Source organism: Amycolatopsis echigonensis (assembly GCF_002846615.1).
Taxonomy (GTDB): domain Bacteria; phylum Actinomycetota; class Actinomycetes; order Mycobacteriales; family Pseudonocardiaceae; genus Amycolatopsis; species Amycolatopsis echigonensis.
In genome coordinates, this window is record NZ_PJMY01000002.1 from 429,648 (window position 1) to 447,290 (window position 17,643).

The 17,643-nt window shown below is 70.5% G+C and carries 16 protein-coding genes; 14 read left to right on the forward strand and 2 right to left on the reverse strand.

Going from position 1 to position 17,643, the window contains the following annotated elements; all coding sequences use genetic code 11:
- Positions 1-255: 255 nt before the first annotated feature.
- Complete coding sequence (locus ATK30_RS03665) at positions 256-1,275, forward strand: permease (RefSeq protein WP_167441809.1); 1,020 nt, start codon at positions 256-258, stop codon at positions 1,273-1,275.
- Positions 1,272-2,027 (forward strand): TIGR03943 family putative permease subunit, encoded by a 756-nt coding sequence (locus ATK30_RS03670; protein WP_101434314.1) that lies wholly within the window; start codon positions 1,272-1,274, stop codon positions 2,025-2,027. The genes ATK30_RS03665 and ATK30_RS03670 overlap by 4 nt, the downstream gene beginning before the upstream one ends.
- A 308-nt stretch (positions 2,028-2,335) precedes the next feature.
- Here the strand turns inward: ATK30_RS03670 and ATK30_RS03675 are convergent, their stop codons facing one another.
- A complete protein-coding gene (locus ATK30_RS03675; protein ID WP_101434315.1) occupies positions 2,336-2,749 on the reverse strand; it encodes a Fur family transcriptional regulator in 414 nt (137 codons plus the stop codon).
- Positions 2,750-2,751: 2 nt separating this feature from the next.
- On the reverse strand, positions 2,752-3,039 hold the full coding sequence (locus ATK30_RS47635) for an ArsR/SmtB family transcription factor (RefSeq protein WP_463672402.1): 288 nt from the start codon (positions 3,037-3,039) through the stop codon (positions 2,752-2,754).
- 769 nt (positions 3,040-3,808) lie between these two features.
- Here ATK30_RS47635 and ATK30_RS03685 point away from each other — a divergent pair.
- From ATK30_RS03685 to ATK30_RS03740, 12 genes are all read left to right on the forward strand, one after another.
- Positions 3,809-4,918, forward strand: coding sequence for a hypothetical protein (locus tag ATK30_RS03685; RefSeq protein ID WP_101434316.1), 1,110 nt, complete (start codon positions 3,809-3,811; stop codon positions 4,916-4,918).
- 3 nt (positions 4,919-4,921) lie between these two features.
- Positions 4,922-5,560, forward strand: a complete 639-nt coding sequence (locus ATK30_RS03690; protein WP_101434317.1) for a class F sortase — start codon at positions 4,922-4,924, stop codon at positions 5,558-5,560.
- An 830-nt stretch (positions 5,561-6,390) separates the two neighbouring features.
- Positions 6,391-7,065 carry a class F sortase gene (locus ATK30_RS03695; protein ID WP_416332589.1) on the forward strand — a complete coding sequence of 225 codons (675 nt, stop codon included), beginning with the start codon at positions 6,391-6,393 and terminating at the stop codon, positions 7,063-7,065.
- Between the two features lie 90 nt (positions 7,066-7,155).
- Positions 7,156-8,544 (forward strand): glycine--tRNA ligase, encoded by a 1,389-nt coding sequence (locus ATK30_RS03700; protein WP_101434318.1) that lies wholly within the window; start codon positions 7,156-7,158, stop codon positions 8,542-8,544.
- Positions 8,545-8,694: 150 nt separating this feature from the next.
- The gene (locus ATK30_RS03705; protein WP_167441810.1) at positions 8,695-9,624 is read left to right on the forward strand and encodes an ABC transporter ATP-binding protein; all 930 of its coding nucleotides are present in this window, start codon (positions 8,695-8,697) and stop codon (positions 9,622-9,624) included.
- On the forward strand, positions 9,621-10,361 hold the full coding sequence (locus tag ATK30_RS03710) for an ABC transporter permease (protein WP_101434319.1): 741 nt from the start codon (positions 9,621-9,623) through the stop codon (positions 10,359-10,361). Before ATK30_RS03705 ends, ATK30_RS03710 begins: the two co-directional genes overlap by 4 nt.
- 69 nt (positions 10,362-10,430) lie before the next feature.
- Positions 10,431-11,645, forward strand: coding sequence for a sensor histidine kinase (locus tag ATK30_RS03715; protein ID WP_208637269.1), 1,215 nt, complete (start codon positions 10,431-10,433; stop codon positions 11,643-11,645).
- The gene (locus ATK30_RS03720; RefSeq protein ID WP_101434321.1) at positions 11,642-12,247 is read left to right on the forward strand and encodes a response regulator transcription factor; all 606 of its coding nucleotides are present in this window, start codon (positions 11,642-11,644) and stop codon (positions 12,245-12,247) included. The genes ATK30_RS03715 and ATK30_RS03720 overlap by 4 nt, the downstream gene beginning before the upstream one ends.
- A gap of 449 nt (positions 12,248-12,696) precedes the next feature.
- Positions 12,697-13,344: a YdcF family protein gene (locus tag ATK30_RS03725; RefSeq protein ID WP_101434322.1), complete on the forward strand. Its 648-nt coding sequence runs from the start codon at positions 12,697-12,699 to the stop codon at positions 13,342-13,344.
- Positions 13,345-13,374: 30 nt separating this feature from the next.
- Entirely contained in the window at positions 13,375-14,673 is a 1,299-nt protein-coding gene (locus ATK30_RS03730) for a deoxyguanosinetriphosphate triphosphohydrolase (protein WP_101434323.1), read from the forward strand.
- A 34-nt stretch (positions 14,674-14,707) separates the two neighbouring features.
- Positions 14,708-15,781: a serpin family protein gene (locus ATK30_RS03735; protein WP_101434324.1), complete on the forward strand. Its 1,074-nt coding sequence runs from the start codon at positions 14,708-14,710 to the stop codon at positions 15,779-15,781.
- A 101-nt stretch (positions 15,782-15,882) separates the two neighbouring features.
- Positions 15,883-17,616, forward strand: a complete 1,734-nt coding sequence (locus tag ATK30_RS03740) for a glycosyl transferase (protein ID WP_341867337.1) — start codon at positions 15,883-15,885, stop codon at positions 17,614-17,616.
- Positions 17,617-17,643 lie beyond the last annotated feature (27 nt).

Here is a 17,643-nt window from a genome sequence, read left to right on the forward strand (position 1 = left end):
GCCCGAAGTGTGGCTTCGCTGCGGCTTTGTTCGTGGCGGCCGTTTCGCTTCGTTTTCTGTATTCGCCTTCCCTGTCCAAGTCTCGCCGCCACCCGCCCCGAAGACCCCGGTCCGTCGCGATCCCCGTGCCACCCGCCCGATTCCGCCCCTTCCTCCTGTCCAATCGGGTGACATTCACGCAAAACCGGCGCGAGGGGACCCCTCGCGACACCGGCGGCTGGGGTTCTGTCGGACCCGGCTGGCATCATCGCCGTCGTGGAAACCCTTTCCAACAACGCCGCCGAGGAGCGCCCCCGCACGCGGCGGTTCCGGATCAGCTCCATCGAGATCCTGTGCGCCGTGCTGCTGGTCGCCGTCCTCGCACAGAGCAAGCTCCAAAACCTCTTCGACGTGCCCGCGCTGCGCACCGGATCCACCGTGTTCGTCGCGGTGTGCGTGCAAGCGCTGCCGTTCCTCGTGCTCGGCGTGCTGATCAGCGGCGCGATCGCGGCCTTCGTGCCCGCCCGCGCGCTGGAACGGGTGCTGCCGAAGAGAGCGTCAGCCGCGGTGGGGGTCGCCGGGCTGGCCGGAGTCGCCTTGCCCGGTTGCGAATGCGCGTCGGTCCCCGTGGCGCGCCGGTTGATCGGCCAAGGCGTCGCGCCCGCCGCCGCGCTCACCTTCCTGCTCGCCGCGCCCGCGGTGAACCCGGTGGTGCTGGTGGCCACGGCGGTCGCGTTCCCCGGCCGTCCGGAAATGGTGTTCGCGCGGTTCGCCGGCTCGCTCGCCACCTCGATGGTGATGGGCTGGATCTGGGCCCGCTGGGGCAAGCTCTCCTGGATCACGGAGCGGGCGCTGCGCCGATTGCCCGATGTCCCACCGGGACAGCGATGGCGGGTATTCGCCGAAACCGCCCGCACCGATCTCGTGGAAGCCGGCGGATTCCTCGTCCTCGGCGCGCTGATTTCCGCTTCGCTCAACGTTCTCGTGCCCGCGAAATGGTTCGAAGTGCTGTCCGGGCAGATCGTCGTCGGCGTCGTGGTGATGGCGGTCCTGGCCGTGGTCCTCGCGCTGTGCAGCGAGGCCGACGCGTTCGTCGCCGCTTCGCTCACCGCCGTGCCCTTGCTGCCGAAGCTGGTGTTCCTGGTGGTCGGCCCGGCCATCGACGTCAAGCTTTTCGCTTTGCAGACAGGCACTTTCGGCCGCTCCTTCGCCGCGCGGTTCGCCCCGGTCACTTTCGTGGTGGCGATCGCCTGCGGCACCGTCGCGGGCGTGATCTTCCTCGGAGGCGTCCGATGAGGCGCGAAACCCAGAACGTGCTGCTGATCCTGCTGGGCGGCGCCCTGGTGAAGATCGCGCTCAACGGCGACTACTTGCGCTACGTAAAACCAGCCCAGCAACCATGGATCATCATCGGTGGCGCCGTGATGCTGCTGCTGGGCGCGACAGCGATCGTCCGCGACATCGCAGCCGCGCGTGCCGAGGCGAAAGCGGCCCACGAATCCGAGGCGGACACCGAACCTCCAGACGCGCACGGCCACCACCATCACCCCGCGCGCTCAGCCTGGCTGCTGGTCGTCCCGGTACTGGCGGTGTTCCTGGTCGCCCCGCCCGCACTCGGCGCGGATTCGGTCACCCGCACCGAAGCGCGCCTGCCCTCCAGCGCCTCGAGCACGTCGGCCGCCGCGTTCCCGCCGCTGCCTGCTGGAGCAGTGGTTCCGATGGCGATGAACGAGGTCGTCACGCGCGCGGGCTGGGACGCCAACGGCACCCTGAACGGACGCACCGTCCAGATTTCCGGATTCGTCGTGCACACCGGAGGCCAAACCCTGTTGGCCCGCTTGGTCATCAGCTGTTGCGCAGCCGACGCCGCACCGGTCACCGTGCACCTCAAGGGCGGCGGTGCGGACCGCTTCCCGAGCGACACCTGGCTGCGCGTCGCGGGCCAGATCGTCCCGGGCACCGCGACCGAGGCCAACAGCTACACGCCGGACCTGGTCCCGGTGACAGTCGAGCGGATCACCGCGCCGAAGGATCCGTATGAGTACTGAAAGGAGCGACGCGCTCGATTGTTCCGCCGCGGCCGCCTCGGAACGCGGACCGCCGCGTCCACCCGCCCGGTGCACCCGAGTTTCTTCGGCTGATCCGGAGAGGTCCTGCTTCGCGTACTCGCTCAAGTCCGCCGCTTGAGAGGGCCGCCGAACGGACTCTGACCGAGTTCAGTCCGAGTTGCTCAGAGTTGCGAAACCCTGCGGCCCGAAGGCGTCGCAGCGGCTCCGCTTGCCGGAAGCGTGCTCCGAACCTCGACGAGACCCGCGCCCTCTGGACAGTCGGAGACCGCACAACCTGTCCGGAGGGGTCAGCTCGCGTGCTCGGCGCAGGTGCCGGTGATCTCCACGGTGTGGTTGATGTCGGTGAACCCGTGGTCCGCCGCGATTTTCTCCGCCCAGCGTTCCACCGCGGGACCCTCGACCTCGACCGTGCGCCCGCACACGCGGCACACGAGGTGATGGTGGTGGTGCGACGAGCACCGGCGGTAGATCGCCTCGCCGGAGTCGGTGCGCAGCACGTCGATCTCGCCCGCCTCCGAGAGCGACTGCAGCGTCCGGTAGACGGTGGTCAGGCCGATGCCGTCGCCGCGCTTGCGGAGTTCGTCGTGTAGTTCCTGTGCCGAACGGAAGTCGTCGACGGTGCTGAGCAGGTCGACCACCGCCGCACGCTGCTTCGTGGACCGCCGGCCGGGCACCGGGGCCGGTTTGGGGACCGAGGACATCGTCACTTCCCTTCCTGCACGTGGGCGACCGCGTCGACGACGATGTGCGCCAAGTGGTCGTCCACCAGCCGGTAGACGACCTCGCGGCCGCGCCGCTCGCCCTGGACCACGCCCGCCGTCTTGAGTACGCGGAGGTGCTGGCTGATCAACGGCTGGGCGACGTCGAGTTCGTCCACGAGCTCGTGGACGCACCGGTCCGCCGCCCGCAACTGCAGCACGATAGCGATCCGCACCGGAGCGGCGAGCGCCCGGAGCAGTTCGCCAGCGTCGGCGAGCACGCCCGAAGGCACGACCGCAGGCCCAGACCCAGCGGGACGCGCGCCCGAACCGCCCGAGCCGCCCGCGTCGACGGGGTGCGGCGGGTCGGTGGGCAGTTCTGCCTGCGCACCGCCGACGGCCGTGTCGTCCGAGGCGGCGGAAGCACGCTCTGCCGAGCCGCTCGTGCCGCCCGCGTTGACGTGGCGTGGCGGTTCCGCGGACAGTTCGGCCTGGGTGCCGCTGATGGCCGCGTCGTCCGAGGCGGAGGAAGCAAGCTCGCCGGAAGTCTCGGTGTTCTCGCTTGCGGTCGGTGCCGGAGCGGCAGGATCCGCTGCCCCCGGGTAGTACGCGGCAGCGCTGTTCACTGAGGCCTCGGCGTTCTTGGTCGTTGCCGAGCCCGTGCCGTCCACCGCCGGACCCACGCCCCGAGACCCGGTGCCCGGACCGTCGGACAGGGCGCTCGAAGGTGCCGACGTCATCGCTGCCTCCACTCGCGTCCCGCCGTCCGCTCCGTCTCGCCGCACCCCTGCGGCCGGCGCCGACCAGGGGACGGCGTTTCCGAAGCCGGATGTCATTGCCGATAACCTTCGCCGCCATCGTAGTGTTCCCTTCCCCGGGCGCGGTGATCGCCGGGTCTCGGGGGACCGGCGTTCCGGATTGACCCGACCGGGTGAGTTCGTGAAGATTTGGCTTGTCGGCTTCGCAAGCGGTGGCGGACGGTGCAAGGTTGTCGCGGGGGCGATTCGTCGCGTCTCGTAGGGTGGCGGATCGCTCGGGGCCGCCGGAGGGCAGTGGGGAGACATGACTCGTTTCGTGACGAAGGCCGCGGTGGCGGCCCTGGTGGCACTGCCGGCGCTGGCCCCGGCCGCCGCGGCCCAGACCCAGGCCGGGCAGGCCGTCGACGAGAAGACCGGTCCGGTGTCGTTCGCCAACGTGGCGTCCGTGCGGCTCGGCGGCGACCCGCAGCACGGCGGCGCGCTCATCACCGAAACCCAGCGGTCCCCGCTCACCCCCGGCCAGTCGCAGCTCGGCACGGACCGCGTCGCGGTGCCGAAGAACGACGGCGAGCGCAACACTTTCGGCCCGAACTACGAGATCGACCTCGGCAAGTACGGCGACAGCTCGGCCAGCCCGTACCCGGCGGGCATCGCGAGCCGCGACCATCAGGTCGTCGCCGCGCTGCAGACCACCCACGTGCCCACCGCCGTCGCGGAGACCAACTACGCGCTGCGCGACAACGGCCGCAAGAAGCCCAAGCCGGTCGACAACACGATGCTGGTCCTCGAGGGCGCGCGCAGTTCGGTCGACTGCTCGGGCCCCGGCAAGGTCACCGGCACCGCCACGGCCGCCCGCGTCTGGGTGCGCGGCGAGGACGACGCGCTGAAGCAGGTCGCGATGCCCGCCAGCGGGACGCTCAGCGTCACGGGCCTCAAGATGGGTTCGCCCACCGACGTGCCGCAGAGCGACCCCGCCAAGACCACCTCGGACCTCGTGGTGTCTCGCGTTTCCGCGTTCGACCAGCTGATCAAGCAGGATGGCTGGCGTTCCGGCGACGTCACCGCCCAGGCGGGCTGGCGCGTCGAAATCACCACGCACGCGCGCGACGCCAAAGACACCAAGCTGAGCGACGTGCAGACCACCATGGTGCTCGGCGGCGTCAGCTGCTCGATCCCGAAGGACTTCGTCGCTTTGGCTGGCAACGGCTCCGGCAGCGGAAGCACCGTCCAGCAGCCGTCGGTGCCCACCGAGGTCCCGGCCGGCTACCTCGGCCCGCAGGCCGCCGCACCGTCGGACGACCTGCGCCTGCCGCTCGGCTTCGGCCTGCTCGGCGGAGGTCTGCTGTTCGGTGCCGTCGCGATCGTCCTCGGCCGGCGGCGCGCGGCGCGGGTCGTGCGTTCCCGCGGCGAATAGACCGTGCCGCGCACCGTGCTGACGGTCGCGTCGGCGGTGATCGCCGTCCTGGCGATCGCGGCCGGCGTGATCGTCCTGACCTGGGTGCCCGCCCCGTCTCCGGCCGCGGTCGCCGACCCGCCGCCCGGTTCGCTGCCGGGCGAGGACGGCGCTCCCGCCGAACTGCCCTCGGACGGCCAGGCGATCGGCCTGCAACGCCCCGGCAGCATCCGCCTGCCGGACGGTTCCGAGGCCCGGCTGAGGCGCACAGAGATCACCCAGGCAGGCATCCTGCCGATTCCGCGCGGCCTCAGCGACGCCGCGTGGTGGGGCGCCCGCCTCGGCGCGGCACAGGGCGCGGCGGTGCTGTCCGGACACGTCAACTGGGCGGGTACGAAGGGTCCCTTCGACGACCTGTGGCGCGTCCACACCGGGGACAACGTCAGCATCGTCGACGCTTCCGGCGGCCGCTGGCTCTACCGCGTCACCGGCGCGACCACGATCCCGAAAGAACAACTGCCCGCGCAAGCCCCCGGCTGGTTCGCCCAGACGGGCCCGCACCGCCTGGTCCTGGTCACCTGCGGCGGCGACTACATCGGCGGCACCGAAGGCTACGACGAGAACCGGATCGTCACGGCGGACCTGGTCTCCCGGCCGGATTGATCGGGTTGGACTGATCTGGCCGGAGTGATCTGGCTGGCGTGGCCGGGCGGAATTGACCCGGCTGGATTGACCCGGCGGGAGTGGCCTGGCGTGATTGACCGGGCTGGACTGATCTGGCCGGACTGACTTGGCCGGATTGGCCCGGGCGGAGTGGCCTGCCCGGCGCGGCCGGGCGGAATTGACCTGGCTGGATTGACCGGGCTGGGCTAGCCCGGCCGGAGTGGCCTGGCGTGATTGAACGGCCTGGATTGACCCGGCGGGAGTGGCCTGGCGTGATTGACCGGGCTGGACTGATCTGGCCGGACTGATTCGGCCAGATTGGCCCATCCGGAGTGGCGTGGCCGGACTGGCCCGGCCGGACTTGCCTGGCGGGATTGACCCGGCCGGATTGACCGAGCTGGAGTAGCCGGGCCGGATTGACAGCGCTGGAGTGGCCCGGCTGGACTGATCTCTCTGGACTGGCCGGGCTGGAGTGGCCCGGCTGGAGTGGCCTGGCCGGACTGATCTGGCTGGAGTGGCCTGGCCGGACTGATCTGGCTGGAGTGGCCTGGCCGGACTGATCTGGCTGGAGTGGCCTGGCCGGACTGATCTCGCTGGAGTGACCCGTCCGGAGTGAACTGCTCGGACTGATCCGGCCGGACCTAGCCGTCCAGGTCGGCACGGCTGGCAACCTCGCACCAGCCGTGCCGCGTGATGGGTCCGCTCATCCGAAACACCTGCGGAGACCAAGGTCGCGGAGATCAAGGCCGCCGACCCACCCGCCGTCCCTGAAAAACCCTGCAACCCCATCACCTCCCCATCGCATGTCTCCCCGGAGAAACCTCCGGACCATGGGGAGCACGATGCAGGGCACGCAAGCACAACCAGCACGCAAACGCGGCGCAGTGATCGTCGTGGCTGCCGTCGTACTAGTGGCAGCCATCGCCGCCGTGCTGATCTTCTTCACCGGCAAGGACACCGCCGACTCGGCGCAGCCGCGGCAGCAGGCCGGCACCGCGCAGGTCGGCACCGGTCCGGCAGGGAGCAGCCAGGCCGGGAACACCCCGCCGGACCCCGGGCAGACCCCTGGCACCGTCAAGCTGCCCGGCGGTGGGCAGGCGAAGCTGATTCCCGAGGAGGTCGGCGCGGACGGCGCGCTGCCGATCCCGAAGAGCCTCGGCGAAGCGGCCTGGTGGGGGTCCGGCGTCGGGGCCGCGCAGGGCGTCACGCTGCTCTCCGGGCACGTCAACTGGGCGGGCGAGTCCGGGCCGTTCCAGGAACTGTGGCGGATGAAACCCGGCCAGGTCGTCAGCGTCGCCGACACCGCGGGCAAGCAGTGGCAGTACAAGATCGACGAGGTGCGCACGATCCACAAATCAGACCTGGCCGCCGAATCGGCGAAGCTGTTCGACCCCGAGGGCCCGCACCGGCTGGTGCTCGTCACGTGCGGCGGCGACTACGTGGGCGGCCAGGAGGGCTACGACGACAACCGGGTCGTCACGGCCTCGCCGGTCACCCGTTCGTGACCTCCGACCTGCGCGGAGGCCCCGGGGACCGGCCGGATACGCTGGACCTTCAAGTCCGATAACCGTCCCCGCATGCGTCCGGAGCGTGGAGTGCCCGCCAATACCATCGAAACCGTCGTCAGTCTGTGCAAGCGCCGTGGCTTCGTCTTCCCGTCGGGAGAGATCTACGGCGGCACCAGGTCGGCGTGGGACTACGGGCCGCTCGGCGTGGAGCTGAAGGACAACATCAAGCGCCAGTGGTGGAAGACCGTCGTGCAGGGCCGCGAGGACGTGGTCGGCATCGACTCCTCGGTCATCCTCCCGCGCCAGGTGTGGGTCGCCTCGGGGCACGTGAACGTGTTCACCGACCCGCTGATCGAGTGCCTTTCGTGCCACAAGCGGTTCCGTGCCGACCAGCTCGCCGAGGACTTCGAGGCGCGCACCGGCAAGGCCACCACCGAGGACGACCTGTCCGAGGTGCCGTGCCCGAACTGCGGCACCCGCGGCAAGTACACCGAGCCGCGCGACTTCAACATGATGCTGAAGACGCACCTCGGCCCGGTCGAGTCCGAGGAAGGCCTGCACTACCTCCGCCCGGAGACCGCGCAGGGCATCTTCGTCAACTTCCTCAACGTGCAGACCGCCTCGCGCAAGAAGCCGCCGTTCGGCATCGGCCAGATCGGCAAGTCCTTCCGCAACGAGATCACGCCGGGCAACTTCATCTTCCGCACGCGCGAGTTCGAGCAGATGGAGATGGAGTTCTTCGTCGAGCCGGGCGAGGACGAGCACTGGCACCAGTACTGGATCGACACGCGCACCGAGTGGTACAAGGACCTCGGCATCAAGGCCGAGAACCTGCGCCACTACGAGCACCCGAAGGGAAAGCTCTCGCACTACGCGAAGCGCACCGTCGACATCGAGTACCGGTTCGCGTTCAACGCCGGCCAGGAGTGGGGCGAGCTGGAAGGCATCGCCAACCGCACCGACTTCGACCTGACCACGCACTCGAACCACTCGGGCGTGGACCTGTCGTTCTTCGACCAGGCCTCGGGCCAGCGCTACCGGCCGTTCGTGATCGAACCGGCCGCGGGCGTCGGCCGTTCGATGATGGCGTTCCTGGTCGACGCGTACGACGAGGAAGAGGTGCCGAACGCCAAGGGCGGCACCGACAAGCGCACCGTGCTGCACCTCGACCCGCGGCTCGCGCCGTTCAAGGCCGCGGTGCTGCCGCTGTCGCGCAACGCCGACCTGTCGCCGAAGGCGCGCGACCTGGCCGCGCGGCTGCGCAAGCACTGGAACGTCGACTTCGACGACGCCCAGGCGATCGGCCGCCGCTACCGCCGCCAGGACGAGATCGGCACGCCGTACTGCGTCACGGTCGACTTCGACACGCTCGAGGACAACGCCGTGACGGTCCGCGAGCGCGACAGCATGAGCCAGGAGCGCATCTCGATCGACCAGGTCGAGTCGTACCTGGCCGGTCGCCTGCTCGGCTGCTGACCGCCGCGAAACCCCGTTCCGGACGGCCCTTCCCGCACTCGCGGGAAGGGCCGTCCGGCGTTTCGCCCCGGTCACCCCTGACACCTGTCACGGTCGGGTCGTGACGCTCGGCCTGCGTGCCGCCCGCCCCGGCGCGGCACGCTTCAAGCCATGGACAACACACAGGAAATCGCGGCGGGGGCGGCGATCCGGCTGGGCGGGATCGCCAAGCGCTACGGCGACGTGCGCGCGGTCAGCCACGTCGACCTGACCATCGCGCCGGGGGAAGTGGTGGCGCTGCTCGGGCCCAACGGGGCGGGCAAATCGACCACCGTCGACATGATTCTGGGGCTCACCACCCCCGACGAGGGCACCGTTTCGGTGTTCGGCCAGGCACCCGCCGACGCCGTCCGCGCCGGGATGATCGGCGCGATGCTGCAGGGCGGCACGCTGCTGGACGACCTGACCGTGCGCGAAACCGTCGGTCTCGTCGCGAAACTGCACCGCCGTCCGATGCCGGTGCGGGACGCGCTGCGCGCCGCGGGCGTCGAGGACATCGCCGACCGGCGCGCCAACAAGCTTTCCGGCGGGCAGAAGCAGCGCGTGCGCTTCGCGGTCGCTCTGGTGTCGGACCCTGATCTGCTGGTGCTCGACGAGCCGACCGCGGCGATGGACGTCGGCAGCCGGCGCGAATTCTGGAAGTCGATGTACTCGTTCACCGACACCGGCCGCACCGTGCTGTTCGCGACGCATTACCTCGAGGAAGCCGAGGAATTCGCCGACCGGGTCGTGCTGATGCGGGCCGGGGAGGTCGTCGCCGACGGGTCCGTCGCGCAGGTCCGCGCCCTCGCCGGCGGCCGCACGATCCGCGCGGTGCTGCCCGCCGGGGTCAGCGACCAGCTGGTCTCGACGCTGCCCGCGGTCACCTCCTTCGAACTGCGCGGCGAACGCGTCGCACTGTCCAGTTCGGACTCCGACACCACTTTGCGCGCGCTCCTCGCCGCTGTCCCGGCTGTGCGCGACATCGAGATCGGCGCGGTCGGCCTCGAGGGCGCGTTCCTTTCCCTGACCTCCGACGAAACGGAAGAAGCAGTCCGATGAACCCCGCCTACCTGGTTGTCGAAACCCGCAGGCTGTTCCGCTCGCCGCGGTTCCTGATCTTCGTCGTGGCCTTCCCGGTCCTGATGTTCCTGTTGCAGGCCACGGTGTTCACCGACCAGTCGGCGGCGGACCACGTCGCGATCGCGGGCGTGATCATGGTCAACATGATGACGTTCGGCGCCTTCGCCGCGGCCACCACGAACGGCGCCCGGCTCGCGATCGAACGGGCCGGCGGCTGGCAGCGGCAGCTGCGGCTGACCCCGCTGTCCGGCGCGGGATACCTCGGCGGCAAAGCGCTGTCCGGGATGCTCGCCGGGCTGCCCGCGCTGATCCTGGTGCCGGTCATCGCGGCCTTCTCCCAGGGCGTGCACCTCGACCCGGCGGGCTGGACGCGGGTCTTCCTCGGCATTTTCCTGGGCACCATTCCGCTGGTGCTGCTCGGACTGCTGCTGGGCCAGTTCGGCACTCCGGAGTCGATGCAGCCGATCAGCATGATCGTCACCCTCGGCATGGGTTTCCTCGGCGGGCTCTGGATCCCCCTGGAGGGCATGCCGTCCTGGATGCACGACGTCGCGCAGATCATGCCGACCTACTGGGTACTCGGGCTGGTCCGGCCCGTGGTGACGAACCAGCTGCTGGTGAGCTTGCCGACCGCGATCGGCGTGCTCGGGGCGTGGACGCTGGCGCTCGGGATTGTCGTGGTCAGGCGATACCGTAAGGACAGCGCTCGGGTCTGACCGGGCCGGGGAGGGGAGAACGACGTGTGGCCACTCGGGCGGGAGGCGACGACCGGCAAGCCCACGGCGCTGCGCTTCGCGACCAGCAAGCCCGCGACGCTGCGGTTCGGGCTCACCGACCGGGCGTCCTGGTGGGACGACCCGCCGGTGCGCCAGGGACGGGGACCGCACAAGATCGGGTGGCCGATCTTCGCGGTCGGCTTCCTGCTGCCGTACCTCATCCCCGCGACCCGGGGCCTGATCCAGGACCCGGGGCCGCTGTGGATGCGGATCCTGCTCTTCGCGCTGATCGACGTTTACGCGCTCTGCTACGTCGTGTTCCCGGCGGTCTTCGGCAAGTCCCGGCGGGTGAAGCTCTGGTTCGGCGGGGTCATGCTGGTGCTGGGCCTGCTGTGCGCGCTGGTCGCGGACGCGAGCCCGTACATCCTGCTCTACGCCACCGCGACGCTGGCCTTCCTGTTCCCGGCTGCCTGGGCGGTGATCTTCAACGGGTCGGCGCTGGGTCTGCTGGTGCTGGTCCTGTACCTGCGCGGGGCGCTGTCGGAGCACTTCAGCGACGTCATCACGGTCGTCTCGGTCACGTCGGCGATGTTCTTCATGTCCAATCTGATCCGGGTGATCCGCAGGCTGGAGCTGGCGAACCAGGAGATCGGGACGCTCGCGGTCGCCAACGAACGCGAGCGGGTCGCCCGGGATCTGCACGATCTGCTCGGGCACAGCCTCACCACGATCACGGTCAAGTCCGGTGTGGCGCGGAGGGTGCTGGAAAGCTCCGGCGACATCGACCGCGCGGTGCAGGAGATCCGAGAGGTCGAAGGGCTTTCGCGTTCGGCGTTGTCGGACGTGCGGGCGACGGTGTCGGAATATCGCGAGGTTTCGCTGCCCGCGGAGATCGCTGGGGTGCGGGCGGCGTTGCGCGCGGCGGAGATCGACGCCGAACTGCCGCACGCGGTGGACAACGTCCGGCCGGAATTGCAGAGCACATTCGGCTATGTGCTGCGCGAGGCGATTACCAACGTGCTGCGGCACTCCGGTGCGAAGTCGGTGAAGGTGCGGCTGGGCCGCGACTGGCTGGAGGTCGAGGACAACGGCTGTGCGGTGGGGGACGTCGCGCCGGGCAACGGGTTGCGCGGACTGTCCGAACGGCTGGCCGCGATCGGGGGCACGCTGACGACGCGGACGCGGCCCGGGGGAGGATGGGTCGTCCGGGCCGAAGTCCGGCAGCCGAGCCCGGACGGATCCGCCGTCACGGTGCGGGCCGAACCCGCCGGAGGACTGACATGATCCGGGTACTCCTGGCCGACGACCAGGCGATGGTGCGCGGCGCGCTGGCCACCGTGCTCGGCCTGGAGGGCGACATCGAAGTGGTGGCCCAGGTCGGCACCGGCGACGAGGTCGTGGCCGCGGCGAAGGAAACGGCACCGGACGTCGCGCTGCTCGACGTGCAGATGCCCGGCATGGACGGCCTCACCGCGGCGGCCGAGCTGAAAACCGCGCTCCCGGCGTGCCGGGTGATCATCTGCACGACGTTCGGCCGCCCCGGCTACCTGGCCCGGGCCATGGCCGCGGGCGCGGCCGGGTTCGTGGTGAAGGACGCGCCGCCGGAACAGCTCGTCGAGGCGGTGCGCCGAGTCCACAGTGGACTGCGAGTGGTCGATCCGGCGCTGGCCGCGGAGTCGCTCGCCACCGGAACCAGCCCGCTGACCGCCCGGGAACGCGACGTGCTCAGCGCGGCCAAGGACGGCAGCACGGTCGCGGACATCGCGAAATCTCTCTTCCTGTCCGACGGAACTGTGCGCAATCACTTGTCGTCGGCGATCGGGAAGACTGGTGCGCGCACGCGCGCGGAGGCGGTGCGGCTGTCGGAGGAACGCGGTTGGCTCTAGCTTCGGCTCCGCGCCAAGCGGCTCACTGAAGTCTCGCGGCGCGGGTGTGCGGCGAGTTCGCTGTCGTGTTGTTCGCCGGGTCGGTGCGGAGCACCGGCTGAGAGGTCACGGGCCGCGTGGCTCCGCTCACGGACCTCCACATCGCGCGCCGGGCCGATCGGCAGAGACAAGAACCCCGTGCCGCCGACGCCGCACCCACCACTGAGAAACCTCGACGTGGCGGCCTTGGGGTGTGTCCGTCGCACCGAATGCCACGCAGCAGACCTCGCCGCACTCACCTCGGCAAACCATAGGACCGCCGTTGTGGGCGTGCGCCTTGGCCCCTGCCTTCAAACGGAGGTGCGGCGCGCGGTGGGCTGATCAAAAACCTCAATGGAAGGGCCACCCGCCCAGGGCGGCACCGGGGTGCCTTCCCGCCACCGGAGGTCGGCTCTGCGAGGATGGCCGTCATGGATGCGCGGACAGGTCCTACGGCGGGAAACTGGGTGCGCCGCATCGTTTTCGGTGCGGTGCTGGCCCTTGTCGCGGTCATCGGGGGCACCGCGTTCCGTGTGTGGCAGGTCGCGCGCGAGAACGACCGGACACCGGCGGATGCGATCGTCGTGCTGGGCGCCGCGCAATACAACGGCAAGCCCTCGGAGATCTTCACCGCGCGGCTGGAGAAGGCCCGGCAACTCTACGCGGCAGGCGTTTCGAAGACCGTCATCACCGCTGGCGGCAAGAAAACTCGCGACAACTTCACCGAGGCGACGGCGGGGGCCCGATGGCTGGCCAAACACGGCGTGCCGGAATCCGCGACGTTGCCGGTCGGCGAGGGCAATGACACCCTGCGCAGCCTCCGCGCGGTCGCCGATCAGGTGAAGGCGCGCGGCTGGCGTTCGGTGGTGCTGGTCAGCGACCCGTGGCATTCCTACCGGTCGCGGACGATGTCCGAGGACCTCGGGCTGGAGGCGTGGACCGCGCCGACGCACAGCGGGCCGATCGTGCAGGAACGGTCGACGCAGGTCCGCTACATCTTCCGCGAAACCGGCGCGCTGCTGTTCTACGAGCTGACCAAGTCGCCCGCGGACGACCTGTTCGGCACGACGATGGGCTGAATTGTCGGTCCCCGCGCCTAAGCTGGCGGGGTGAGCGACGGCTACCGCGAGCACGACCGCGCCCGCGTGCTGGCCGAGGAACCCAAGGGCGCGGCGCTGGCCGGTGCGCGGCCGGACGGGCGCAGCGCGTTCGCCCGCGACCGCGCGCGGGTGCTGCATTCCGCCGCGCTGCGCCGGCTGGCGGGCAAAACTCAGGTGGTCGGGCCGGGCGAGGGGGCGGAGGTCAGCGGCGCGCCGCGGACCCGGCTCACGCATTCGCTGGAGGTCGCGCAGATCGGCCGCGGCATCGCCGAGGAGCTCGGCGCGGACCCGGACCTGGTCGACACTGCGGGGCTCGCGCACGACATCGGGCATCCGCCGTTCGGCCACAACGGCGAACACGCGCTCGACCAGGCGGCCCAGGCGTGCGGCGGCTTCGAGGGCAACGCGCAGACGCTGCGCATCCTCACCCGGCTGGAGCCCAAGGCGGTCGGGCCCGACGGCACGACGGCCGGGCTCAACCTCACCCGGGCCTGTCTCGACGCCACCACGAAGTATCCGTGGCCGCGCCGGTCCGGGGAGCCGAAATACGGCGTCTACGCGGACGACACCCCCGTGTTCAGCTGGATCCGCGAGGGCGCGCCGAGCCTGCGCCGGTGCCTGGAAGCGCAGATCATGGACTGGTCCGACGACGTGGCGTACTCGGTGCACGACGTCGAGGACGGGGTGCTGGCCGGGCGGATCCGGTTGCGGCTGCTGGCCGATCCGGAAGAACGCGCGGCCGTCGCCGAGGCGGCCGCCCGGCATTTCTCCACGCTCTCGGTGTCCACTTTGGAGGGTGCGGCGAAAGAGCTGCTCGACCTGCCGGTGGTCGCCGAGCTGGTGCGCGCGGAGCCGGACGGTTCGCTGCGCGCTCAGGTCGCGCTGAAACGGCTCACCAGCGAACTCGTCGGCCGGTTCGCCTCGGCCGCGGTCACCGGCACTCGCGCGGGCTACGGCGAGGGCCCGCTCACCCGGTACGCGGCGCGGCTGGCGGTGCCCGAGCAGGTCGGGGCGGAGGTGGCGCTGCTCAAGGCGCTGGCGCTGCGGTACGTGATGAGCGATCGCCGCCGGCTGGCGATGCAGGACAGGCAGCGGGAGGTGATCACCGAGCTGGTGGCGGCCTTGTGCCGGCGCGCGCCCGAGGCACTGGACCCGCTGCTGGTGCCGGCGTGGAACGCGGCCTCCGACGACGCGGCGCGGTTACGGGTAGTGGTGGACCAGGTCGCGTCGCTCACCGACGCGCAGGCGTACGAATGGCATCGATGGCACACCGGACGGCACGGAACGGCGCCGCCTGCCGAACCGTGAGCCGCGCGACCACCCGTTCCGGTACGGTCGCCGCATGGCCCTGGACAGCCACCTCACCTTCACCCTGGCGCTGCACGGTGCGACCGCGCCCCCGGGAAGCGACGCGTGCTTCTCGCCCTACTCGGCGGCGAGTGCGCTCGGCCTGGCCGAGCAGGCGGCACGCGGACGCACCGCGGAAGAGCTGGCCGGCGTGCTCGGCCGCGACCAGAGCGGCCTGCTGCACGCCGCGGCCGAGTCGGGCGACGACGTCCAGCTGGCCGTCGCGAACACGCTCTGGGCCTCGGACCGGATCACGGTCGAGGACAGCTTCCAGGCCGCACTCGTGCGCTGGCCCGGCGGCAAAGCCGAGACCGCGCCGTTCGAGACCGATCCCGAGGGCGCGCGCGAGCGGATCAACACCGACGTGGACCAGACCACTCACGGGCTGATCCCCGAGCTGCTGCCCGAAGGCGCGATCCACCCGCACACGCGCGCCAGCCTGGTCAACGCGCTCTACCTGAAAACCGCCTGGCGGCATCCGTTCCCCGAGCGCGCCACCTCGGACGCCGATTTCCACACCCCCGAAGGCGTGCGCCAGGTGCCGACGATGCACTTGGACGAATCCGTCGGCTACGCGCACGAAAACGGCTGGCAGGTCGTCCGGCTGGCGGCCGAGGGCGGCGTCGAGACGGTGATCCTGCTGCCGGACGGCGACCTCGAGAGCGCCGAAGCCGCGCTCGACGGACAGTCGCTGCGCGCGCTTGTGGAAAGGCCGAAGCAGCACAAAATCCAGCTGTCGCTGCCCAAGATCTCGCTCGACGTGCGCGCTGACCTCGAACGTGCGCTGCAGGGCCTCGGCGTGCGCGAGCTGTTCACCCAAGACGCGGATCTGACCGGTCTCACGCCGGACCGTCCGCTGTGGGTGGACAGCATCCTGCACCAGGCCGTGCTCCGGCTGGACGAACAAGGCCTCGAAGGCGCTGCCGCCACCGCGATCCAGATGCGCACGATGTCGCTCATCTCCGCCGAGCCGCTCGAGGTGCGGGTCGACCGGCCCTTCCTGCTGCTCGTCCGCCACGCCGAAACCGGCGCGGTGTACTTCTTCGCGCGGGTGGTGCGCCCCGCGTGAGCGTGTTCCGGCCCGAAGCAAACCCCGACGCGAACCCCGACGCGAAACCCGAAGCACCGCCTCGCGAACCCGGCGCGACCGCCGTCGCCCCCGAACCGCGGATGCGCCGGTCCTGGGCCGACGCCGGGATCATCGGCGCGTACCTGGCGTTCTCGGTGCTCCTGTTCGGCGGCCTGTGGGCCGATCTCGGCCAGGGCTACCTGTGGAACAGCGCGTCGGACCAGAACCTGTGGGAATGGTTCTTCGCGGTCACCGCGAAATCGGTGCAGCACCTGGAAAATCCGCTCACCAGCGGTCTCCAGAACTACCCGCTCGGCGTGAACATGATGGCCAACACGGCCATGCTCGGCGTCGGCATCCCGCTGACCCCGGTCACGCTCGCCTTCGGCCCCACCGCCACCTGGGCGATCGTGCTCACCGGCAGCCTCGCCGGCAGCGCGGCGGCCTGGTACTGGGTGTTCTCGCGGCACCTCGTGCGGCACCGGGTGTCCGCGGCGATCGGCGGCGCGTTCGCCGGTTTCGCGCCGCCGATGATCTCGCACGCCAACGCGCATCCGAACTTCGTGGCGTGGTTCCTGCTGCCGTTCATCGCGCTCAAGGTGATCCAGCTGGCCCAGGGCAAGCGCCCGGTGCGCAACGGGATCTGGCTCGGCGTGCTCACCGCGTACCAGATTTTCCTCGGCGAAGAGCCGCTGCTGATCTTCGCGCTCGGCTTCCTGATCTTCGCGGTCGCGTACTGCGCTTCGCGGCCTCGCGAGGTCAAGGCGATGGTGCGGCCGGTGCTCCTCGGCGGCGGCATCGCGGTCGCGCTGACCCTGGTGGTCGTCGCTTTCCCGTTGTGGTGGCAGTTCTTCGGCCCGGACAGCTACACCGGGCTGGAACACGGCCAGGTCGGCAACGACACCGCCGCGATGACCCGGTTCGCGACCCAGTCGGTGTCCGGGCAGCCGGAGGCGGCGGCCGCGGTGTCGCTGAACCGCACCGAGGAGAACGCGTTCTTCGGCTGGCCGCTGATCGTGCTGATGGTCGTGATCACGGTGTGGCTGCGGCGCGAGGTCGTGGCCCGGTCGCTGGCGATCTCGATGTTCCTGATGGCCTGGCTTTCGCTCGGCTCCGAAATCACCGTGCTGCACGAGAACACCGGCATCCCCGGTCCGTGGAAACTGCTGGCGGACCTGCCGTTGTTCGAATCGCTGCTGGAATCGCGGCTGGCGATGGCGTGCGTGCCCGCGATCGGCGCGCTGCTGGCGATCGCGACCGACCGGGTGTTCACCGCCGCGGAGAAGGGCGAGCTGAAGCTGCCGGTGCGGCTGATCTGGCTCGGTGCGGTCGCGGCCGTGCTGCTGCCGATCGCGCCGACCCAGCTGCTCGTGCAGAAACGCCCGCCGACGCCCGCGTTCTTCGCCGACGGCACCTGGCAGACCTACGTCGCGCCCGGCGGCACCGTCGTGCCGGTGCCGCTCCCGAGCTCGGGGGAGTCGGAGCCGCTGCACTGGCAGATGGACGCCGGCCTGCGCTACGCGATGCCGGAGGGCTACTTCGTCGGCCCCCAAGGCCCGAACGACAAACGCGGCCGCTACGGCTCGTACCAGCGCCCGACCTCGACGCTGTTCGACCGCGTCCGCGACTCCCACCAGGCGCAGGAGGTCACCGACGCCGACCGGAACCAGGCGATCGAGGACCTGCGCTACTGGAACGCCAGCGTGCTCGTGCTGATCCCGCGCGAGCACAGCGACGCCTACCGCGCCACCGTCGACCTCTTGCTGCGCAAACCCGGGCAGTACGTGGACGGCGTGTGGATCTGGGACGTGCGGCCGATCACCGGGCATCGCTGAGGCTGTCACATCCCGCGCGGCTGTCCC